Origin of the sequence: Psychrosphaera aestuarii (assembly GCF_017948405.1) — a bacterium.
Taxonomy (GTDB): Bacteria; Pseudomonadota; Gammaproteobacteria; order Enterobacterales; family Alteromonadaceae; genus Psychrosphaera; species Psychrosphaera aestuarii.
This window is the reverse complement of record NZ_CP072844.1, coordinates 957,628-980,933: the sequence shown is the minus strand read 5'-3', so window position 1 is coordinate 980,933 and position 23,306 is coordinate 957,628. Positions and strand designations below refer to the sequence as shown.

Below are 23,306 nucleotides of genomic sequence, written 5' to 3'. Positions count from 1 at the left end.
AAAATTATTATCCTGGTTGCTCATTATTTTTTTTATTCTCCATAAAAAATTTATATATAGATAATATACGTAACTTTCTTATTTTTGTATTAATTCAGTAAATAGGTTAATGATATTGCCGTTGAGCTTTGCTAATATGGCCTTCAACTTAAAATGCTTTAACTTAGTTTACAGAGAAAAAGATGACTAGAGTTGCAATCGTTATGGGATCCCAGTCTGATGGGCCAACAATGAAACATGCCGCCGACATGTTAGATAAATTTGGCATTGAGTATCATGCTCAAGTTGTTTCCGCCCACCGAACCCCTCACCTTCTACAAAAATTTTCCGAAACCGCAGCAGATAAAGGCATACAAGTTATTATAGCTGGTGCTGGCGGTGCAGCCCACTTACCGGGAATGATTGCTGCGTTTACTCATATTCCTGTTTTAGGTGTACCTGTAAAGTCCAGCAAGCTAAGTGGTGTAGACTCGCTATACTCTATTGTTCAAATGCCAAAAGGTGTCGCGGTGGGTACTTTAGCCATTGGCGAGGCTGGAGCCGCAAATGCAGGTTTATTAGCAGCACAAATAATTGGTCTGAATGATCAAGACGTTACCGATAAAATTAAAGCATTTCGAGCCGAACAAACTCAAGATGTCCTAAACAATCATAAACTCGATTTCTAAATAATATCAACTATCCCAAATAAGTGAAAATTGATGGTTCCTTCATATTTTAGTAGTGCTACGCAACAAAATGAAAATAATCTAATCGTTATTTTAGGGCATGGTCAACTTGCCAGAATGATGTATTTAGAAGCCTCGCAACTTGGTTTGAATATCATTGCCGTAAATGCCAATACAAAAGAGTGTGTTAACCCGGTTGATAAAAGTATCTTAAACATAACGTTAGACGAAGCTTTTGAACATGCGGCCGTTATTACCTCGGAGTTTGAGCACTTGCCTTTGGATTTGCTAAAAAAGGCAGAGTTGAGTGGGAAGTTTTTACCGAACGAAAAAGCCATCCAAGCCGGCGCTGATAGAATCGTAGAAAAAAGACTTTTAGACTCTGTAAATGTTCGACATTGCCAAAACGTCGTTATTTCTAACGTTGAAGATTTTGATAGAGCGCAAAATGAATTAGGCCCGCGAATTATATTAAAAACAAGTCGAGATGGTTATGATGGCTATGGCCAATGGCGTATTTTTTCAGAGCAAGACTTAGTAGACGTTAAAGCGCAGCTTAAAGAACATAATTTTGAAAAAATGCCACTAGTCGCTGAACGTTGTATTAACTTTGAAAGAGAGTTATCGCTTATTGGCGTTACAGATAAAAATGGCAACCACAAGTTTTACCCGTTAACCGAGAACCATCATGCGGACGGTCAGTTAGTTTTATCTATCGCACCTGCGCCTAAGGTTACGCTAGAGCTAGAGCAATTAGCTCAAAACATTTATAAAAAAATATCCGAGAAACTCGACTATTGCGGCGTGTTAGCGATTGAATTTTTTCAAGTCGGCGACGAATTAATTGTCAATGAAATAGCTCCAAGAGTTCACAACTCAGGTCATTGGACCCAACAAGGCTCTGTAACAAGTCAGTTCGAAAATCATATTCGTGCTGTTGCTGGCTACCCTCTGGGGGAAACACAAGTCACGGCGTCGGTTGCCATGATAAATTACGTTGGCCATGGCAAACCGAAAGCAGACCTGTTTACAGTGCCAAATACTCACCTTCACTGGTACGATAAACAAGTAAGGCCAAAACGTAAGATGGGTCATATAAATGTTACCGGCGCAACGCCTGAGCAAATGTTAGCTCGTGTGAATACTGTCAAAAACTTTTTACCTGATGCGCTTGCGAAAAATTTGGCTCCGATTATCGATATTTAAGCTAAGGTATTTTTATTAATGGAAAAGTTGCTTGCTGGCCTAAAGAAGTTTCAGACAGAAGTTTATCCGCAACATCAACAAAAGTTTGAAGCGCTAGCACAAAGTCAAGACCCTGACGTTTTGTTTATTACTTGCTCAGACTCACGTATAGACCCAAATTTAATCACTCAGTCTGAGCCCGGCGAGCTTTTTATATGCCGAAATGCAGGAAATATCATTCCGCCTCATTCCCATGAAACTGGTGGTATGACGGCATCGATAGAATATGCAGTATCTGTGCTTAAGGTCAGACATATCATCATCTGCGGACACAGTTCTTGTGGTGCCATGAAAGCGGCTATGAGACCCTTAAGTGTTAAGCGACTGCCGCATGTAAAAGTTTGGTTAGACCATTGCAGAGCAGCAAAAGAGGCGGTTCAGCAACAATACGACCATTTAGGTGATGAGCATCTCGATGAAGTTACCAAACAAAATATTATATTGCAGATGAATCATCTTAAAACTCACCCTGCTGTATTTTCAAAATTACATACACACGACATTCAAGTTCATGGTTGGATGTACGACATCAAGACCGGTAACGTAGAAATATATGATGAAAAACAAACTCGATTTATTACTGTGTAATATATGAAGACTAAATCCACCCCGACTTTACACCCGCGAAATCGTCATCAAGCGATTGATGGCGTAGCTTACAAATTTGATGACTTAGTTCAAGCCAACCCGGATTTAACTCGTTATATTATCGAGCGAAGTAATGGTCATAAAACCATAGACTTTGCCGATCCAAATGCAGTAAGAGAGCTCAACCGTTCTTTACTTCTTGCTTATTATGGCGTGCATTTTTGGCAAATCCCTGAACAGGTGCTGTGCCCGCCAGTTCCAGGTCGAGCTGACTACATTCATCATCTAGCTGATTTATTGGCGAGTAGTAATAATGGTGTGATCCCAAGTGGCAAAAAAGTTAAAGGCCTAGATGTAGGTACAGGCGCAAACTTAATCTATCCAATCATTGGTCGTCATGAATACCAATGGTCTTTTGTTGGTTCAGAGTTAAATCCCTTATCATTTGACTGCGCCACTACGTTAGTTAAAAGTAACCCGAGTTTAAAATCTCACGTAAAAGTAAAAAGGCAAACCAACCCTGAATATATTTTTGAGGGCATAGTTCAACCAGAACAAACGTTTACATTTACTATGTGTAATCCGCCATTTCATCGTTCAGCTGAAGAAGCTTTGGCGGCCAATACGCAAAAAGTTGAAAATCTAGCTAAGTCTAAATCCTTACCAGCTCAAGCGGCTCAGTCTCTTAACTTTGGTGGACAAAACAGTGAGTTATGGTGCGACGGTGGAGAAATTGAATTCGTATGTAAAATGATTAGGGAAAGTATTCAGATCCGTCAGCAAGTGTTATGGTTTTCAAGTTTAGTCTCTAAAAAAGACAGTCTCAAAGTGATCGAGTCAGAACTCAAAAAAGCAAATGTTCAGGAATACAGAATAATAGACATGGGCCAAGGGCATAAAATTAGCCGTTTTGTCGCATGGACATTTATTCCTGCTAAAGAGCATTCAATTTGGTTTGATCATAAAGCCCAATAGAGGTCCACATGTTTCAAAAGAATAAACTTGCCGCTGCCCTGCTAATCTCAAGTGCAGTTTTGATAACCGCGTGCCAACCAAAAAATATTTTTAGCGCTACTAATATTGTTGAAAACAGCGCAGCTCATTGGCTAACTAGTGATACATTAGTCATTAAATTAGAAAACGAAGCTGATACGGTTCGAATTGTTTCAACAAATCGATTAGGCCAAGATGAGACCATTGCTCTTGAGCAAACCGTATTATCTGACGACCTAAAAATAAAATTCCCACACTTGTCACAATTTACTGCCTTTAAGGTTAACAAAAAGCTCGACTTAAACTCGATTGTTAAATCAAAAAACTTAGTAGAGTCGTACCGAAATGGTGAACTTGTGGCTGAGTCCTATATTCAACAAGCGCCATTACTTGATTTTATATTTACTCGCCAAAGTAACGACGCAAATGAAGTTAAAGACTTTGGCGCCAGCGTTACAGCCAGCGGTATTCAATTTAAGCTTTGGGCGCCAACGGCTGCAAATGTGTCGTTATTGCTATTTGATAATAACAAGCAACCACTATCTCAGCCAATTGAATTAAAAGAAGATTTAACTACCGGTGTTTGGAGCTCAACAACAAATATTGCTTCCTCTGGTACGTACTATCAATATCAAATTGAAGTTTTTCACCCAAGCACAGGTAAGTTTGAGCGTCTAATCACAACTGACCCTTACTCATTAAGCCTATCTATAAACAGTAAATACTCACAAGTCATCGACTTGAATGCTTCTGATACTATGCCTGCAGGTTGGAAGACACAGACGGTTCCTACAGTAGATGCACCTGAGGATTTAATCCTTTATGAGACTCATATTCGAGACTTTAGTGCTTTTGACAGCAAACTAAGTTCGCCGTCATATCGTGGCAAATACAAAGCTTTTTCCGAAACTGATAGTTACGGCATGACTCACTTGCTTAAACTAAAAGAAGCCGGACTAAATACAGTTCACTTGTTACCGACCTACGACCTCTCTACTATCAACGAAAACACCGCGGACGCCATTGATTTATTCGACTCAATGAAAAAAGTATGTGCACTCGTTGAAGACTTAGATGTATGTAACGATGATAATGCTCAATCTTTAACGCTCAATGAACTGCTATCAAGCTATGAGCCAAGTTCTGATAAAGCACAATCAGTTATGGAGCAAATACGTGGTAGCGATAACTATAACTGGGGATATGACCCATATCACTACACAGTTCCCGAAGGTAGCTATGCGGTAAACCCAGAAGGCTTTTCTCGTATTATTGAGTTTAGAGAAATGGTTATGTCGCTCCATAGCAAAGGCTTCCGCGTGATAATGGACGTTGTTTATAACCATACATTTGCTTCTGGCCTTGCCGAAAAGTCGGTTCTAGACAAAATAGTCCCGCACTACTACCACAGGTACGATCCGGTATCTGGCTCATTAGAAATGTCGACATGTTGCGATAATACGGCTACAGAAAATGCCATGATGGAAAAACTAATGAGCGATTCTTTAGTGACCTGGGCAAAACAATATAAGATTGATGGTTTTCGATTCGACCTAATGGGTCATCAACCAAAAGATGCAATGTTGAGAGCTCGAAAAGCAGTAAAACAAGTTGATACCGATACTTATTTCTATGGTGAAGGCTGGAACTTCGGCGAGGTTGCAAATAACCGTCAGTTTGTTCAAGCAAGTCAAACGGAATTAGCCGGAACGGAAATAGGTACTTTTACAGACCGACTTCGTGATGCGATTCGAGGTGGTAACTTCCAAACGGCCAAAGAAGGCTTACGCAGAGACCAAGGCGTAGGTAACGGACTTACCGTGGTGCCTAATGATTTGCAAGATGACAACCTACAAGTTGATGAGTACTTACGTTCAATGGATCAGGTGAAACTAGGGCTTGTGGCAAATTTAGCTGAATACTCTATGATAAATTCATTTGGGGAAACGGTAATGGGCTCTCAAGTTCCCTATGGTAACGGTCCCGCCGGATATGCCAAAGACCCTGCTGATACAATCAACTATGTTTCTAAGCACGATAACCAAACGTTATGGGATAACAATCAGTATCGTTTACCTTATAATCTCACAACAGACCAACGTGTTCGTTTTCAACTGTTATCCCTGTCGTATCCATTAATGGCTCAAGGCATTCCGTTTTTACATATGGGATCGGAACTATTGCGCTCAAAATCGTTTTTACGCGATAGTTATGATTATGGAGATTGGTTTAACCGTGTCGATTTTTCCTATCAGACCAATAACTATAATGTTGGTTTACCACCAGCAGAAAAAGATTTTGATAATTGGCCGGTTATTTCTAAGTTATTAGAAAAAAATGAAGGCAGAGACCAAGTGCAATCAGAGCATATTGAGTTTGCTTCTGGTGTTTTCCAAGATTTTATTAAGATACGAAGCAGTTCTAAGTTGTTTAGGCTAAGAACCGCGGAGCAAGTTAAACATAATGTGACGTTTTTAAATAACGACGTACTAAAACAACGAGGACTTATCGTGATGTACCTCGGTGACAGTGGTTTAGTCGATATTGATCCAGCATTAGAGTCGATTGTTGTGATATTTAATAGTAGCGATAAGACGCAAACCTTTGCAACTGATGCAAGTGATTACAAACTGCACCCAGTACAATTAGAGGGTGCGGACGACGTTGTCAGAACCTCTGAGGCCAGTGACGTTGGTTTTACCGTTCCAGCTTTAACAACGGCTGTTTTTATTAAGTTGCAATAACCACAGAGTAAATAACGTTTACGGTTTATGAAAGTGAAGACATAAAAGCCTGGGCTTTTATGTCTGGATATGAAAAAGGGCTGATTTATCAGCCCTTTTTACATTCTGCCATTAATTGCTCAATGATGTTTCTATTGGCAACTTATGCTTTTGAAGCGATATAATCATCAACAAAATCAGCAAGTACGTTTAATGGTACCGGCCCGTTTTTGAGAACAACATCGTGGAATTCACGAATATCAAACTTATCACCAAGTTCCTCTTTGGCTTTTTCTCTAAGCTCTAATATTTTTAACATGCCTATTTTGTAGGCTGTCGCTTGAGATGGCATTACGATATGACGCTCTACCATTTTAACCGCATCAGACACAGCGTTTGGTGTATTGTTAACGTAGTAATCAATACCTTGCTGGCGAGTCCATTTTTGGCTATGAATACCAGTATCTACGACTAATCGACACGCTCTCCACAACTCCATCGCTAAACGCCCAAAGTCAGAATATGGGTCTTCATACAAACCTATTTCTTTTGGAATTAGCTCTGAATATAGTCCCCACCCTTCCGTATAAGCCGTGTAACCACCAAACTTACGGAACATTGGAATGCCTTCTAGCTCCTGCTTAATAGCAATTTGCATGTGGTGACCTGGAATGCCCTCGTGATAAGCCAATGCAGCCATTTGATAAGTAGGCATCGCTTCCATGTCATACAGGTTTGCATAATAAATACCTGGACGAGATCCATCTGGTGCTGGTTGTTGATAAAACGCTTTGCCTGCAGACTTTTCACGGAACGCTTCAACTTGTTTCACTATCATGTCCGCTTTCGGTTTAGTTAAAAATAGCGAATCTAAGCGAGACTTCATATCATCAATTAAGGCAACGGCTTCATCTAAGTATTGCTGTTTGCCCTCTGGCGTACCTGGATAATAAAACTGTTTATCACTTCGCATATATTCAAAAAAGGCATTTAAATCGCCGTCAAAACCAACTTTATTTTTAATCTCGGTCATTTCTTGATGAATGCGAGCCACTTCGTCTAAACCAATTTTGTGTATTTCGTCTGCGGTTAATTCAGTGGTTGTCGTACGCGCTAACGCATTGTTAAAGAAGGCTTCGCCATCAGGAAATTTCCATGCTCCGTCCTTGTCATCGGCTTTTTGCTCTAGCTGTTTTAAGTAACTAACCAACTTAACGTAGCCGGGTTTTAAACTTGAAATTAATGCGGCTTTAGCCTCGGCGATTAAGGTTGTTTTGGTCTGCTCGTCAATGTCTAGTGCAGAGACTTTACGGCTAAAATCAGCCAATATTGTACTGTCATCACCACTATCAAATGGAGCACCAACTATAATGTTTTGCGAGTCTCTTAACACATGTGGAAATACAAACTTAGGGGCAATAATGCCTTGCGCTTCACGGATTTTTAAGTTCTCAACAACATCAAACAACACTTTTTCAGCGCCTTTTATACGCGAAATATAGTCTTGAGCTTCTTTTACATTCGCTATTGAGTGTTGGTTAATTAAGAACGCCGGGATCTGCGAGTGCGTACCAAACATTTGATTAACTGGGTAATTATGTAAACGCCACTTGTAATCTGCAATTTCATTTTCTAGTTGCTGTATATAGAGTTTGCGGCTAATTTTGGTTTGAGAGTCTAATTTACTCTCATCTATGGCTTTTATTTTAGCTAAGTCTTGTTTAACGATGGCAATTTCTTGTTCTGCATATTCAGCAGATAAATCAAACCATTTGTCATAGTCATCTTTAATGCCAAGATAAGTTTGAAATACTGGGTTGCGCATAACACCAGCCATGTATATTTCATCAAATAATGTGTTTGCAGCGACTGATGCCGACTTTATTTCATCTGCAGAAACAGCCACTGAGGCTACAACATCAGTTGAGTTTGATGAGTTTGTTGGTTTAGCGCCATTACAACCGGCAATAGCAAAGCTGGAGGCGATAGCTATCGCAATTAACGTTTTATTCAAGTTCATAATAGTTTCTTATTATTTTAGTAAATTAATATTGTTCACCTTACTGTTTTACCTTGCTCAGTAAAAAGATCAAGTCTGTGTGTAGTAAAGGCTTGCGAAAGGTGAAAGCAATAGGCCTGATAACAAAAAACCGGTTTTTTAGAACCGGTTTAAATAGCTGTTACATGTTCGGATAGTTTGGACCACCGCCACCTTCAGGTGTTACCCAAGTAATATTTTGGGCCGGATCTTTAATATCACAAGTCTTACAATGTACGCAGTTTTGTGAGTTGATTTGGAATTTTTGCCCCGCCTCTTCATCTTCTACGATTTCGTATACGCCTGCTGGGCAGTATCGCTGAGCTGGCTCATTATACATAGGTAGATTTTGCGCTAGAGGAATTGACGCATCATTCAACTTCAAATGAACAGGCTGATTTTCTTCATGGTTGGTATTCGACAAAAATACACTTGAAAGCTTATCAAAACTAAGCTGCCCATCCGGTTTCGGGTATTGAATGACCTTACATTCATTAGCAGGTTTTAATGCCGCATAGTCAGGCGTTTCATCTTTAAACGAAAACGGCAATTTGCCACCAAACCAATTTTGGTCAATGGTATTGTATGCGCCACCAATCACAGTGCCAAACTTATGAAGGGCTGGACCAAAGTTACGTGTCGAATACAATTCATCATATAACCAACTGCTGTCAAATGCGGCCTGGTATTGAGTTAAGTCTTTCTGACCCTCGTCACCTGACTTAAGTGCATCTGCAATAACCTCGGCGGCTAACATACCGGATTTCATCGCTGCGTGATTACCTTTGATTTTGGCAAAGTTCAATGTACCCGCGTTACATCCAACTAAAAAGCCACCAGGCATTGTCATTTTCGGTAATGAATTCAAACCACCTTTAGTGATAGCTCTTGCACCATAGGCGATGCGTTTTGCACCCTTTAAATGTTTTGCGTAAGTAGGGTGATGTTTTAGTCGTTGGAATTCATCAAACGGACTTAGGTGTGGATTAGAATAGTTTAAGTCAACGATTAAGCCACATACTACTTGGTTGTCATCAGCATGATACAAATAGCCACCACCGGTCGCACCGTCGTTTAACGGCCAGCCAGCAGTGTGAACAACTAAACCTGGCTGATGTTGCTCTTCTGGTACTTGCCAAATTTCTTTAAAGCCTAAACCATAATGCTGAGGCGACTTACCTTCATCAAGCTTAAATTTAGAAATTAATGTTTTGCCTAAATGGCCACGACAGCCTTCAGCGAAAATTGTGTATTTAGCACGAAGCTCCATACCTGGCATAAACGAGTCTTTTGGCTGACCTTCCTCGTCTAAGCCCATATCGCCGGTTTGAATGCCAACAACGGCGCCACTTTCATCATAAAGTACGTCTGAGGCAGGAAAGCCTGGGAAAATTTCGACGCCCATCGCTTCCGCTTTTTCGGCTAACCAACGAGATACGTTACCCATGGAGACAACGTAGTTACCTTCATTGTGCATCGTTTTTGGAAATAATAAACTTGGGATGGCTGATGCGGATTCCTCACCACGTAAGAAGTAAACTTCATCGCTACTGACCGCTGTGTTTAATGGTGCGCCTTGCTCTTTCCAGTCAGGAATAAGTTCAGTAAGTGCTTTTGGATCTAGTACTGCACCCGATAAAATGTGTGCGCCTACTTCTGAGCCTTTTTCAACACAACACACCATCAATTCTTGTTCGTTTTCTTGTGCTTTTTGCATCAAACGAATGGCAGCCGATAACCCAGCTGGGCCTGCTCCGACAATGACTACGTCAAAGTCCATAGATTCTCTTTCAATCTCAGCCAAACCTTGTCCCCTTTTACTATTCTTATATTATTTTTATAGCGACCATTTTACTCATGAGCGCTGTTTGAGCCACTGTTATTTGCAAGTATTCAGTATTTTTGCGTAAAAATTTGTAAACATATCGCCAGTTTCTCGCACTATTCACTTACCTCATCCATTAAATAAACAATAGATTGATACAAAATTCCACTATGCGTAGTTAAACCGATTTCACATGTACGACTGGTTGAATAACCACTGTGGCAATGGCTCACTTGTGGTTTTAACGCTTTTAAAGCACTGGCGTTTAATTCTGGCACGCTAAATCCTTTATCACCAGCAAAGCCACAACAAGTAATATCAGCAGGAATAGTCACATTTTCAGCACATGATTTTAAAATAGCCAATGCAAGTGCGTCTTTTTGACCTCTTCGCGCTGCACAAGTTAGGTGGAATGTCACCGGCTTGGTCTTAGGTACAATTTTCAACTTTGGTAATACGTTATCGTGTAAAAATGATAGTGGGTCGCTTATATCGAATTCAGGCTTATTTAACGCAAGGTTCTCACCTGACTGACTATGTTCAGATTTATGAAATCCCTCTAGCAGCTGTTCAAAACATTGACTAGTATCCATCACTATTGGCCATCGGCCTTGATCGCTTGCGCTAGTTAACTCTTTGATTAACTGAGCTGTTTTTTCGGTAGCTTGATTAGGAAAACCTTTACTTTTAAAAGGCAAGCCACAACATTGTTGATCAACATTTTTTGGTATTACAACCTCGTAACCCGCTTTGTTTAAAATGCTCACAAACGCTTCGGTTTGAGATTGGCTTTGTTTTTCCGACTCTTTATTCAACTGTTCGGGTTTAGTTGCTCCAAAAACTCGAGAAATACAAGAAGGGAATAACACCACCTTTTTTGAAATCGAGGAGTGTTGGCCGTTCGCCATTTTCACAGTGTTAGTGATATTCGATAACTTTTCCACTGAAGGCAACGTTGGCAGGCTTAACCAACGGCTTAGTGTGGTTGATTTTTTCAACAACGAGTTCATCGCTATGCCAAGTCGTGCAACGTTAGTAATGAAGCCAAATTGATTAGCCATCAACGTTGCTAACGCATTCGTTGTAATGTTGCGCGTTGGCGAACTTTGATGTTGTAACCTTCGTTGTTGACGAATTAAGTCTCCGGTATTAATTCCTACCGGACAGCTTGTCTCGCACAATCCACAACCAGCGCATGTATCAATACCTTGATACTCATAAGTTTTTTTTGTTGATTGCAGGTTCTTTAACCGCACAGTTTTATCCGCGACCGACATTAAATTATGTTCTTGCGCCATAATTTCACGTTGACCCACAATGCGTTGCCTAGGTGTAAAAGTGATGTTTTTCGATGGGCATTGACGCTCACAAAAGCCACACTCAATACACTTATCAATGAGTTCATTACCCGCTATTAAAGGTTTGATATTTTTAATAAACAAGCGTTGATCTTTTGTGATCATGACGTCAGGATTCAAGATTCCTCTATCATCAAATAGAGATTTAATTCTCTTCATAACGTCATACAGCAACGGGCCCCACTCTTGCTCAACAAAGGGCGCCATATTACGCCCGGTTCCATGTTCCGCTTTAAGTGAACCTTGATACTTATCAACAACAAGATTTACCACATCACGCATAAAGGCTTCGTATCTATCAATCTGCTGTTGCGTTGCGAAGGCTTGTGAAAAAATAAAGTGCAAGTTGCCATCTAACGCGTGACCATAAATAACGGCATCAGAATATTCATAACGAGTTAACAGCGAGTGTAAATCGACTAAAGCTTCTGGTAAGCGTTCGATAGGAAATGCCACGTCTTCAATCAAAGCCGTTGTTCCTGCAGGACGATTTGCGCCAACGGCAGGGAAAATAGCTTTGCGCATTTGCCAATATTGCTGAATTTGCAGCTTGTCTTGAGAAAACTGAATCGGCGACGCTAAATCTAAATTCGCTAGTTGCTCAGACACTAAATGAACGCTCTGCATTAATTGGTCAAACCCGTTCGCCTCTACTTGAACGAGCAAGGCGACACTATCACATGTGAGTGTTTGCAGACTCTTAGGCATACCGGGCTCATTACAAATTGCCTTAAGTGCTAAATAATCAATGAGCTCTGCCGCCCCAATAAGCGCTTGCTGTTTGGTTTGAATTGATTTTAAACGCTGAACAGCAATACCAGCATCAGCTAACGAATTTAAAACGATAAGCGAAACAGATTTAAAAGGTGAAACCGCGACTGTTTTGTGGGTTATGTGGGAAATAAAACCTAAGGTACCTTCAGAACCTATCATCAAGTGGGAAATAACATCAACTATGTCATCAAATTCAACTAACGCTCTTAGGTTATAACCTGTGGTGTTTTTTATGCGGTACTTTTGCTTAATGGTATTAACTAAAATTGGATTAGACTTAACGTAAGAAACCAACTCGGTTATGCCATTTACTAATATTTTATTCTGTTGCAAAAAATCTATTCGAGATTGCTCATTCGATTTCACCAGTTTTGTATCAAGCTCGTTGCCGTTAGCAAAAATAAATTTTGCGTCTGTCATTTGCCCGTAAGTATCAAGGGAATTCATGCCAGCTGCGTTATTAATGGCCATTCCACCCACACTAGCAGCATCAATTGACGCCGGCATAGGGCCTAAAATTGAGGAGTATTTTGCTAACGCGGCATTGGCTTGACTTCCTAACACTCCACATTGCATTTTAATAGACTGGCCGTTATCAAGAACCTCTAGATGTTGCCAGTTATCAGACAGTTTAATTAATACTGAATCGGTTATGGCTTGTCCGGACAAACTCGTTCCAGCGGCACGAAAACAAACTGGTACGTTAAGATCGTAAGCAATGCGCAATACGGATTGAATCTGCGCTTCGTCTTCAACAACAACAATGAATTTTGGCTGTAAACGATAAAAACTAGCGTCGGTAGAATAGACAAGTGTTTTAAAAGGGTCGGTAATTAACTGAGATTCCGGAACAACGTTTAACAGTTGCTGATAAAAAGTTAAATGCGACCCTGATAATTTCATATTAGCTTCAGTCAGTTTCTTTTCTGGTAAAGCAAGGCGCGTCTGGTTTTGATAGCTCCGCGTTGTATTCATAACCGGCCATATCAAACTTTAATAAATCATCCAGCGTTTCTACTTTGTTTTTAATTAAGTATTGCACCATCATGCCTCTGGCTTTTTTGGCGTAAAAGCTGATCATTTTATACTGACCATTTTTCCAGTCTTTAAACGTTGGTGTAATTAACTTAGCGTTTAATTGCTTTTTCTTTACTGACTTAAAATATTCGGTTGAAGCTAAGTTTACTAAATAAGGGGCGCTAACAGCGTCAATTTGTTCATTAATTTTGTTGGTTACGATATCACCCCAAAAATGGTAAAGGTTTTCACCACGAGGATTGGTCAGTTTTGTTCCCATCTCTAGTCGATAAGGTTGCATTAAGTCTAATGGTTTTAATACACCGTACAGCCCTGATAAAATACGGAGGTGTTGCTGTGCGTATTCAAAGTCATCATCACTGAACGACTCAGCTTCAAGCCCGGTATACACATCGCCATTAAATGCTAGCACGGCTTGTTTTGCATTTTTAGGTGTGAAGTCTGGTTGCCACTCGGCAAAGCGGGCGACATTTAGTCCTGCTAGCTTATCACTTATATGCATTAACGAACTAAGGTCTTGAGGCGTTAACTGCTTGCACACATCAGCTAATTCTGTTGCATCCGACATAAGTTCCGGCTGAGTATATTTGTTCGTCGCTGGGGCCGTCTCATAGTCTAAATTTTTTGCTGGAGAAATTACGTATAACATAGAAAGTCGCTTCTTATATTTAAATTTGAAAAGGTCATAATTGCTGGTTACGGCATCGCGTATTCAGCAAAGCGTTAGCTAATAGTTAACCAGATAATAATATGTAGGGCGCCCACTATCATGCTTAGCTTTGCTCTAAGTTCAGTATACCAAGCTGGATAACACTTTGTTAACTCAGTTTTTTGCTCTATTTGCCAAACCACTAAAAATAACAAGCCTGCTACAAAAAGTGCGGCCTTACCGGCGATAAATAGATTTCCCCAAGCGATCACCGACAGAAATATAGCGGACCAAATTAAACTTTTGCTTCGCACTTCAACTTGCTGTTGATATTGCGTTGCAATTAATCCGAACACCCACAGCGTGCCAGCCAAGAAGCTGAGAATGACGGCACTATATGCCCTAAAAACGGTTAATGGCTCGGTTTCAAATAAATTTAACCCTGGGAACCAAGCACAAGCTGCAAAGTATAAAAATGGTAACAACCCACAATAACTAAATAGAGTAACCGTACTTTGTAGTGATGAGTCAATTGTTGATTCGTTTGAAACTGTATTCATGTTTCTCTCATTAACTTAAATTATATTTACGTCGCGTAATAATGTGATCATTAACAGCCGTAAAAAGGAATTGTCGTAATTTTACGATCGTTTTGCTTAATTTCTGCTGATAGTCTACAAAAACCGTGGTTTAATTACGAATCATGCTTGAATAAATCTGTCTTTCTTTGTAGTTTTACCATCAAGTAATAATCATCATAATGCCGCAAAGCTAACTATACTGTTAGTGTCCAGAAAGTAATCAATTCTACGTCTATTCGGCACAAAAAGTTTTCAGGAAGATAAAATGTCTAGTGTATTAAAACAATTAAGAGAAATGACCACTGTTGTTGCTGACACCGGTGAAATTGAAGCAATTGCAAAGTTCCGTCCAGTTGACGCAACAACAAACCCTTCACTGTTATTAAAAGCAGCTCAAATCCCAGAATACTCAAAGTATATCGATCAAGCAGTGGCGTGGGCAAAACAACAATCAAATGACAAAGCTCAGCAATTAGAAGATACCTCGGATCAGCTAGCCGTGTTAATTGGTAAAGAAATTAACGCGCTAATTCCTGGCCGCATTTCTACAGAAGTAGATGCAAGGCTATCTTTTGATACGGACAAAACCGTTACTAAAGCGCTAAGATTAATCGAACTTTATGAACAAGCGGGTATCGGCCGTGATCGCGTATTAATTAAAATGGCTTCAACGTGGGAAGGCATCAAAGCAGCCGAAATATTAGAGCAACAAGGCATACAGTGTAACTTAACCTTGTTATTTAGTTTCGCTCAAGCAAGGGCGTGTGCCGAAGCTAACGTATTTCTAATTTCACCGTTTGTCGGACGAATCTTAGATTGGTATAAAGCGAACGGTGAGCAGCAAGTGTTTAGTGGCGAGGAAGATCCGGGTGTGATCTCAGTCCGCAACATTTACCAGTACTATAAGCAACACGGCTATGAAACCGTCGTTATGGGTGCAAGCTTTAGAAACGTAGATGAAATAATGGCTCTAGCTGGATGTGATCGCTTAACAATAGCACCGGCTTTATTAGAAGAATTAGACGCAATTGAGCAGCCTTTGCCGAAAGCGTTATCTTTTGAAGGCAACAAATCTGAGCGCCCGAATAAAATGACTGAAGCAGAGTTTCGTTGGGAGCATAATGAAGATCCAATGGCGACGCAAAAGCTAGCCGAGGGCATAAGTAACTTTGCGAAAGATCAGGTAAAACTAGAAGCATTGTTAACTGCAAAACTTTAAGGTCTATTAAATATGAATCAGTCTGCTATGAATCAAGATATCTTAGATTCGTTGAAACCGCATTTTGAACGTCTACAAAATGTACACATGAAAGATTTGTTTGCAAAAGACAAAGCGCGAGCAAAAACTTACACGCGTAAGGCCTGTGGTTTTACATTAGACTTTTCAAAAAATAACATTGATGAAAGTGCATTTAATGCACTTTTAGAACTTGCCAATGACTCAGGTTTAGCTGAAAAAACCAAATCCATGTTTACTGGCGGCATTATTAATACAACCGAGCAACGAGCAGTATTGCATACTGCGTTACGTCAACCTAAACACAAGTCCGTGCTGGTCGACGGCGTTAATGTGGTTGATGAAGTGCATGAAACACTATTTAAAATAAAATCTTTTGTTGACGAAGTACATTCTGGTCAGCGCAAAGGCTATACCGGCAAAGTGTTTACCGATGTTGTTGCAATTGGCATTGGTGGTTCATTTCTCGGGCCTAAAATCATCACCGAAGCGTTAAAGCCTTATAAAGTATCGTCGCTTAATGTTCACTTTGTTGCCAATGTCGACGCGCATCATATTACCGATGTGCTTAAAAAACTTAATGCTGAAACAACTTTGGTTGTAATGAGTTCCAAGTCTTTTACCACTCAAGAAACGTTAAAAAATACAGAAACGGCGCGTGATTGGTTGTTAGCTCAAGGCGCTGAATTCTCAGATATCAGCAAGCACTTTATGTGCGTATCGAGCAACATCAGCAAAGCAACAGAGTTTGGTATAGACCCTGACAATATCTTCCCAATGTGGGACTGGGTAGGCGGCCGTTACTCTTTGTGGTCGGCTATCGGTTTACCTATTGCACTTGCCTTAGGTTACGACAATTTTGCGGAGATTTTAGCGGGCGGTCATGAGATGGATGTTCATTTTCAAACTGCGCCATTGCAAGATAACTTACCTGTAATTATGGGCGTACTCGGTGTTTGGTATAGAAATATGTTTGGTAGTCAAGCCCATGTTCTACTGCCTTACAGCCATTATTTACGTGGTTTTCCAGCTTATGTTCAGCAGTTAGATATGGAGTCTAACGGTAAGTCTACCGACATGGATAATAATCCGATTGATTACGCAACAGGGCCTATCATTTGGGGTGGTGAAGGTACAAATGGACAACATGCTTTCCACCAGTTAATGCATCAAGGAAATACAGTTATACCAGCTGACTTCATTATGCCGATTGTTCCTAACCATAGCGAAGTCGAACATCACCAAATGTTAGCAGCAAATTGCTTTGCTCAAACTCAAGCATTAATGCAAGGTGAAACGATTAATGAAGTGAATCAAAAGTTAATTGCAAAAGGTTTCTCAGTTGAAGAAGCTGCAACATTAGCTGTTCACAAAAGAATGCCAGGCAACAGACCATCTAATACATTGTTAATGGAATCGTTAACGCCAAAACAAATCGGGGCGCTAGTTGCTCTATACGAACATAAGGTCTTTGTTCAAGGCGTCATTTGGAATGTGAATAGTTTTGATCAATGGGGCGTTGAGTTAGGTAAAGTACTTGGCGACACAGTGCTAAGTGCTATCAAAGGGGAAACGGTCGATTCTCTCGATTCATCTACTCAGCAGCTTGTCGATTTATTTAAATCTCACGTCAATTAACAGAACAGCCATCATAAGGATATGAAGTGAACCCTAAGTATTATCTAGAACTTGTTCTATTAGCGGCTATATGGGGCGCTTCATTTCTATTTATGCGAATAGCATCACCCGAGTTTGGTGCTATTAATATGGCGGCATTACGTGTTGTCATTGCTGGTATAACGCTACTTCCGGTGTTTATCATCGTTGCAACTAAGCATATCCCGCCTCTTCCACAACAAGAAAAAAAGACCCTGTGGAAAAATTTAATCATAGTGAGTGTCGGTAATTCAGTTATTCCGTTTTTTCTGTTTGCCTATGCGGCTCTAACCTTAGAGGCTGGCTTAGCATCAATCGTAAACGCAACTACGCCGTTATGGGGCGCTTTTTTTGGGGTGGTGTTATTTAACGCTATATTACCTAAAAGTGGCTGGTTCGGTTTATTGCTTGGGTTTATCGGTGTCATAGTATTAACACTGCATAAATTGTCGCTTAGTTTTGATAATGATGTCTTAGCGATTTGTGCCGTAATTACCGCCACTTGTATGTATGGCATTTCATCCAATTATTCAAAGCGACACCTAAACAACGTACCGGCCCTGCTTGTTGCCTCCGGAACTATGTTTGTTGGTGCATTTATCGTGTTGCCTGTCTTTTTTATAGGAGACACAATAACTCATTTAATGTCTGTTTCGCTGCACGCTTGGGTAGCTCTAATTATATTGGGCGCCTTATGCACTGGGTTTGCCTATATTCTGTTCTATCGATTAATAGAATTTACCAGCCCAACGATTGCTATGTCGGTCACCTACCTAATACCTATCTTTGGTGTCTTTTTTGGCAGTACATTTTTAAACGAGCCATTATTTATTAATATGTTTTTTGGCGGAATTTTAATCTTAACTGGCGTTATGCTAACGACAGGTCTGCACCAAAGATTAAAAAAGGCTAAGCAACAATAACTTAGGTAAAAAGACATCTGAGCGAACAATAAATAAACCACTATTGTTCATATATCTTTCAAGAATTGTTCATATTTTTTTCACTTTTTGTCTTTACATTATCCCCCGTTATGATAAAACGAATTTGTGCATTTTAGGTGTGTGACTATCCACCACCTATCATCCTTATAACAATAATAATTAGACGTTAAGGGGGCCGATATGGAAGGGCTAGCTGAGTTGTTTGAAAATGCTTTAAACGATACTGGTAAACGCGCGAGTAAACGAGGAGCAAAACGCAAATGGCGCGAAATCGAGTCAATAAAAGACAAATACCGATTGCGCAATGAACTTAAGGATATAGACCCATCTGCAGACTACGATCTTGCAGATTTAGAGTTTTAAGGTAACAAAGTAATCAAGGTAAGTACCAATTCACCTTGGTCTTACCTTTACTTTCTAGTATTTGGTTAGCCATTTTAAAGTGGTTACAACCAAAAAAGCCTCTTCTTGCTGAAAGCGGTGAGGGATGTACTGACTTCAAAACAGAATGTCTCGTTAAATCAATCAACACCTCTTTTTTTTGCGCAAACGCACCCCATAATATAAACACAACATCTTTTGTATTTTCATTTATATATTTAATCGCATTGTCTGTGAACGTATGCCAGCCATAATCTTTATGCGAATTAGCCTTACCCTCTTCAACAGTTAAAACTGCGTTTAGTAATAGCACGCCTTGCTCTGCCCATGAGCTCAAATCACCATGCTTTGGAGTTTCAAAGTCTTCATACTCTAACGCTAATTCTTTATAAATATTACGTAATGATGGAGGGATTTTTTGGCCTTTACTGACCGAAAAACTAAGACCATTTGCCTGACCTAATCCGTGATATGGATCTTGACCTAAAATAACAACCTTAATTTCATTTATTGGCGTTAATTCAAAGGCCGTAAACACTTGATTCGAAGGCGGGAAAATAGTTGCATGACTGTTGCGTGCTTCCTCAACTTGCTTTGTTAACTGCTCATAATATGGCTGACATTTCTGTTGGTTAAAAAACTGAGTCCAATTGGTATTTTCTATCATAAATATTTCTTTTAGTGGGCAAGTTTTTCACATTCTACTAGGATATAAGAGTTAGTTAAATTAACTTATTTTTGTTATAACATAGACATAGTAGAAACTAAGTTACTATTATTCTGTTTTAATTCTTTAATTTATTCATGTCACAACCTAGGACCGCCATATTAATGAAGCAAAAACAAAGCATTTCAAGACGATTACTGGTGAGTGTATTGTCCCTATATTTTGTCTTAACTTTTGCTGTTACCTGTGTCCAATTATTGGCTGAATATGTTAATACGAAAGCTTATATTGCTAAAGAGTTACGTACCTTAGAAAATACTTTTAGCCGAAGTCTTACTCGAGCCATCTGGGAGTTAAACACACCACAAGTCATTTCTATTTCTGAAGGGTTAGTGGCTATGCCCAAAATTGAGGGCGTACTAATACGCAACGAATATGGTGAGTTACTAACTGAATTAGGAAATTCTGAGTTTGACGTGATCGAAGAAGAGTCAGATCTCGCCCACGGTGGAAAAATGATCTCAGGGGCAAATGGCTTATTTGGTTATCGGTTCCCTTTGGTTTTTGAGTTTTCTGGTCGAAGCACGTTAGTTGGAGATGTTACTTTATTTTCATCTCGTGATGTCGTTGTTGATCGGATACTGCTAAGCATTTATTTTATGCTAGGAAGTGCATTTGCAAAAACAACATTCCTAGTTTTGCTATTTATGATGGCATTTAGAAAACATCTTACGAACCCATTGGGCGATCTTGTAGAGCAGTTACAGTCCATTGATCTGAATAATTTATCTAACGTTAAGTTAAATGTTAACCGCTTAAAAGGTAGTGAGCTCGATGTTATCCAAAGTTCATTTAATGATCTCATTGCGCAATTTTCAGAGTCACAAGAAAAACTTAAACAAACTCAAAAACAGCTTCTGAAAAGTAACGACATGCTTGACCAACAAAACTTGTTATTAGAACAAGAGGTGGCTAAGAAGACAGCCAATTTGAGTCAGGCGATGATGGACTTACAGCGACAAAAATATCAACTTGAAAGTAATCAAAATGTTCTAAAGCAAGAAATAGAAACACGCAATAGCACTGAAAATCAACTTTTAACAAAGACTCATGAACTAGAAAGTACGATAGAAACACTGAAACTTGCACACGGCAAGCTCGTGGAGTCAGAAAAATTTGCTGCACTAGGTGGGCTAGTGGCGGGTATTACGCATGATGTAAACACGCCAATTGGCGTTAGTGTCACGGCAACGAGTGTACTAACCGAGCGTATAAAAGAGATAGAAGCAAAGCTAACTAATCAAACGCTTAGCGCCAATGATATGAAAAACTTTTTATTGGAAAGCAAACTAAGTACTGAATTGTTGTCTAATAACCTGCAGCGAGCCAGTGAACTCATTGCAAGCTTCAAGCAAATTGCGGTAGATCAAACGAGTGAAGTGAATCGAGTAATCAATATTAACTCTTACTTACACGAAATTGTTGCGTCTTTAAAACCCGAACTCAAACGAGGTCAACACAACGTCGTTATAAATTGTCCTTTAGATTTAGAGCTCTCCATTACCGCTGGCGCTATTTCACAAATATTTACAAACTTTATAATCAATAGCGTTATTCATGGTTTTGAAGACATGAAAGAAGGACAAATTGAAATTGACGTATCTGACGACATAGATCAAATACACATTGTTTACAAAGACAACGGCCACGGTATCAGTGGGGATCAAATTAATCAGCTATTTGACCCTTTCTATACGACCAAAAGAGATGAAGGCGGCTCAGGGTTAGGTACCAATATCGCCTACAATATAGTAACGCAAACGCTTCACGGCGAAATAACAGCTCAAAGCCAAATTGGTGAAGGCTTGACTTATAATATTAAGATCCCAAAGTCTTTTAGTTAGGTCTTTTATCAAAAAATTCAGGTGTTAAATACTGCTAGTTTGATATGATTCAGTCCCTGTTTATTATAGAGAATTAGCTGTATGTGGTTTAACAACGCCTTCATTTATAAATTTACCAAGCCTTTTGAATTATCCGCTGACGAAATTACTAATCACTTACAAGACCACCTTTTTAGACCTTGTGGTAGTCAAGATCAGCTTAAGCAAGGCTGGGTACCTGCAATACCAGGCACTGAAGGACTATTACATGCAGCAGGTAATACATTTTTAGTTTGCTTGAAGACTGAAGAAAAAATTTTACCGTCATCTGTTGTAAAAGAAGCTTTAGAAGAGAAAGTCCAACTTATACAGCAAGAGCGTGGCCAGAAAGTTGGCAAAAAAGAGCAACAATCAATTAAAGAAGAAATTGTTCAAACTTTGCTACCAAAAGCCTTCTCTAAAAGTAGCCGTTTATACGCTTACATAGATATAAAAAACCAGTGGGTTGTTGTAAATAGCAGCAGTGCTAATAAAGCAGAAAACCTGCTTGCAATGCTAAGACAATGTATTGGTTCATTGCCTATTCTTCCATTAAAACCCGAGCAAGATTTGATGCTTGCAATGACAAACTGGGTTAAAAATGACGCTTTACCAAGTCCATTCCAATTCGCTAGCGATATTGAATTAAAAGCGTTGGATGAAGAAGCTGCCGTCGCTAAATTAAAAAATCATGATGTCACTGAAGAAGAAGTACAACTTCATATCACAAATGGTAAATTTGTACACAAGCTAGGCCTAGTTTGGGATGAAAAAGCAAAATTTGTAATAAATGAAGAAGCGGCTATTAAACAAATCAAGTTTTTAGACATAGTAAAAGAACAAACTGACGATGTACCATCAGATGATAAATTAGCGAAATTTGATGCGGACTTTGCATTAATGACAGGTGAATTAAATAACCTACTAAATGACTTAGTATCTGTATGGGATGTATCAAGTGGCGAAAATTAATTCGTGGTAATGACGCGAATTGCCCTGACGGTTCATAGAGACTGTACTCCTTAAAACAAAAAGCTAACCTAATGGTTAGCTTTTTTACTTACGTTTTATCTGTCATAAAGAACCTTGGTACCGTAAGACAGTATCAACTATGAAAAAACACTCTTTATGTCCAATAGTGCTTTATTAAACTCGTCGGACTTAAAGTATTCAATATCTTCAACAACGCCTTTCTCTACATAAAATTCGTACTTATCTATATCCGCTTGGCCTTTGCATAATACATCATGATACAAGGCTCCAACTCGAACAAAGTCTATATAACTTACGCTTTGCGTTTTATACTCTAGATCATTCCACTTTTCGGCAATTTCAATAAAGTCACCACTAAAACCCCAAGAACGCATGATAGCGCCCCCTAGTTTACCGCCCATTCTCTTAATGGCAGCTTCCAAAAAGCTTGGATTAGCAAACACCTCTTCATGTCGCTCGGCTTCTGTAAGTATTGGCAGTACGCCGATACTGTGAACTAACGCGGCTAGTGTTAATGTATCAATATTAATTGAAGTATGTTTATGACCTTTTTCCCATTTCTGCATGGTAGCAATTGCGACACAAGCTACATTTACCGTTTTTTCCCAAGACTTTTGCATGTATTCGCGAACAAGTTCATTTTTAGAAACGAATAATTGCTCCATCGCTATCGCTGTCGCAATATTTTTTATTTGTCGAAGACCTATTCTAGTAACGGCTTGATTTAGCGAATCAACTTTTACTGAACGCCCCATAAAAGCGCTATTAGCCACTTTTACTAAACGGGCAGACAAAGCGGGATCCTGTGAGATAACGTTGGCCATCATATGAAGGTTTACATCTGGATCGTCTGCTGCTTCTCTAATTTTAATCGCTATTTCTGGTAACGTAGGCAGTACTAAAGAGTCACTTTGAATCTTTTCAACCAAAATTGTTAATAGTGCATTTTCTGTAGACATAAAGGGTCCTTTAAAGTCTTGGAGTAAACTTAACGAATTTTTATTATTTACAACGATTTTAGTCGTA

The 23,306-nt window shown here is 39.5% G+C and carries 18 protein-coding genes; 11 read left to right on the top strand and 7 right to left on the bottom strand.

What is annotated here, in order from left to right:
* Positions 1–182: 182 nt before the first annotated feature.
* The 5 genes from purE to pulA are packed head-to-tail and all read left to right on the top strand — an operon-like array spanning position 183 to position 6,238.
* Positions 183–668, top strand: a complete 486-nt coding sequence (gene purE, locus J9318_RS04505; protein ID WP_210561662.1) for a 5-(carboxyamino)imidazole ribonucleotide mutase — start codon at positions 183–185, stop codon at positions 666–668.
* Positions 669–701: 33 nt separating this feature from the next.
* The gene (locus J9318_RS04500) at positions 702–1,874 is read left to right on the top strand and encodes a 5-(carboxyamino)imidazole ribonucleotide synthase (RefSeq protein WP_244732018.1); all 1,173 of its coding nucleotides are present in this window, start codon (positions 702–704) and stop codon (positions 1,872–1,874) included.
* Between the two features lie 18 nt (positions 1,875–1,892).
* Positions 1,893–2,501, top strand: coding sequence for a carbonic anhydrase (locus J9318_RS04495; protein WP_210561658.1), 609 nt, complete (start codon positions 1,893–1,895; stop codon positions 2,499–2,501).
* Between the two features lie 3 nt (positions 2,502–2,504).
* A complete protein-coding gene (gene rlmF, locus J9318_RS04490; protein WP_210561656.1) occupies positions 2,505–3,476 on the top strand; it encodes a 23S rRNA (adenine(1618)-N(6))-methyltransferase RlmF in 972 nt (323 codons plus the stop codon).
* An 8-nt stretch (positions 3,477–3,484) separates the two neighbouring features.
* Positions 3,485–6,238 carry a pullulanase-type alpha-1,6-glucosidase gene (pulA, locus tag J9318_RS04485; protein WP_210561654.1) on the top strand — a complete coding sequence of 918 codons (2,754 nt, stop codon included), beginning with the start codon at positions 3,485–3,487 and terminating at the stop codon, positions 6,236–6,238.
* Positions 6,239–6,380: 142 nt separating this feature from the next.
* Here the strand turns inward: pulA and J9318_RS04480 are convergent, their stop codons facing one another.
* The 5 genes from J9318_RS04480 to J9318_RS04460 form a co-directional block, all read right to left on the bottom strand.
* Positions 6,381–8,231, bottom strand: a complete 1,851-nt coding sequence (locus J9318_RS04480; protein WP_425314331.1) for a DUF885 domain-containing protein — start codon at positions 8,229–8,231, stop codon at positions 6,381–6,383.
* Between the two features lie 166 nt (positions 8,232–8,397).
* On the bottom strand, positions 8,398–10,050 hold the full coding sequence (locus J9318_RS04475; protein WP_210562366.1) for an electron transfer flavoprotein-ubiquinone oxidoreductase: 1,653 nt from the start codon (positions 10,048–10,050) through the stop codon (positions 8,398–8,400).
* A 146-nt stretch (positions 10,051–10,196) separates the two neighbouring features.
* Entirely contained in the window at positions 10,197–13,187 is a 2,991-nt protein-coding gene (locus J9318_RS04470) for an FAD-binding and (Fe-S)-binding domain-containing protein (protein ID WP_210561651.1), read from the bottom strand.
* Entirely contained in the window at positions 13,123–13,899 is a 777-nt protein-coding gene (gene yaaA, locus J9318_RS04465) for a peroxide stress protein YaaA (RefSeq protein WP_210561650.1), read from the bottom strand. Before yaaA ends, J9318_RS04470 begins: the two co-directional genes overlap by 65 nt.
* Before the next feature lie 74 nt (positions 13,900–13,973).
* A complete protein-coding gene (locus J9318_RS04460; RefSeq protein ID WP_210561648.1) occupies positions 13,974–14,459 on the bottom strand; it encodes a DUF3429 domain-containing protein in 486 nt (161 codons plus the stop codon).
* Between the two features lie 286 nt (positions 14,460–14,745).
* Here J9318_RS04460 and tal point away from each other — a divergent pair, with 286 nt between their 5' ends.
* The 4 genes from tal (at position 14,746) to J9318_RS04440 (ending at position 18,680) form a co-directional block, all read left to right on the top strand.
* Positions 14,746–15,699, top strand: a complete 954-nt coding sequence (gene tal / locus J9318_RS04455) for a transaldolase (RefSeq protein WP_210561646.1) — start codon at positions 14,746–14,748, stop codon at positions 15,697–15,699.
* Positions 15,700–15,711: 12 nt separating this feature from the next.
* Entirely contained in the window at positions 15,712–17,355 is a 1,644-nt protein-coding gene (pgi, locus tag J9318_RS04450) for a glucose-6-phosphate isomerase (protein ID WP_210561644.1), read from the top strand.
* A 26-nt stretch (positions 17,356–17,381) separates the two neighbouring features.
* Complete coding sequence (locus tag J9318_RS04445; RefSeq protein ID WP_210561642.1) at positions 17,382–18,296, top strand: DMT family transporter; 915 nt, start codon at positions 17,382–17,384, stop codon at positions 18,294–18,296.
* 201 nt (positions 18,297–18,497) lie between these two features.
* Positions 18,498–18,680, top strand: coding sequence for a DUF3545 family protein (locus J9318_RS04440; RefSeq protein WP_210561640.1), 183 nt, complete (start codon positions 18,498–18,500; stop codon positions 18,678–18,680).
* 13 nt (positions 18,681–18,693) lie between these two features.
* Here the strand turns inward: J9318_RS04440 and ung are convergent, their stop codons facing one another.
* Positions 18,694–19,365 carry a uracil-DNA glycosylase gene (gene ung / locus J9318_RS04435; RefSeq protein WP_210561638.1) on the bottom strand — a complete coding sequence of 224 codons (672 nt, stop codon included), beginning with the start codon at positions 19,363–19,365 and terminating at the stop codon, positions 18,694–18,696.
* Between the two features lie 164 nt (positions 19,366–19,529).
* Between ung and J9318_RS04430 the strand changes: the two genes are divergently transcribed.
* Positions 19,530–21,269, top strand: a complete 1,740-nt coding sequence (locus tag J9318_RS04430) for a sensor histidine kinase (RefSeq protein WP_210561636.1) — start codon at positions 19,530–19,532, stop codon at positions 21,267–21,269.
* 81 nt (positions 21,270–21,350) lie between these two features.
* Positions 21,351–22,259 (top strand): recombination-associated protein RdgC, encoded by a 909-nt coding sequence (gene rdgC, locus J9318_RS04425; RefSeq protein ID WP_210561634.1) that lies wholly within the window; start codon positions 21,351–21,353, stop codon positions 22,257–22,259.
* A gap of 137 nt (positions 22,260–22,396) precedes the next feature.
* Here the strand turns inward: rdgC and J9318_RS04420 are convergent, their stop codons facing one another.
* Positions 22,397–23,239, bottom strand: a complete 843-nt coding sequence (locus J9318_RS04420; protein ID WP_210561632.1) for an HDOD domain-containing protein — start codon at positions 23,237–23,239, stop codon at positions 22,397–22,399.
* Between the last annotated feature and the right edge of the window lie 67 nt (positions 23,240–23,306).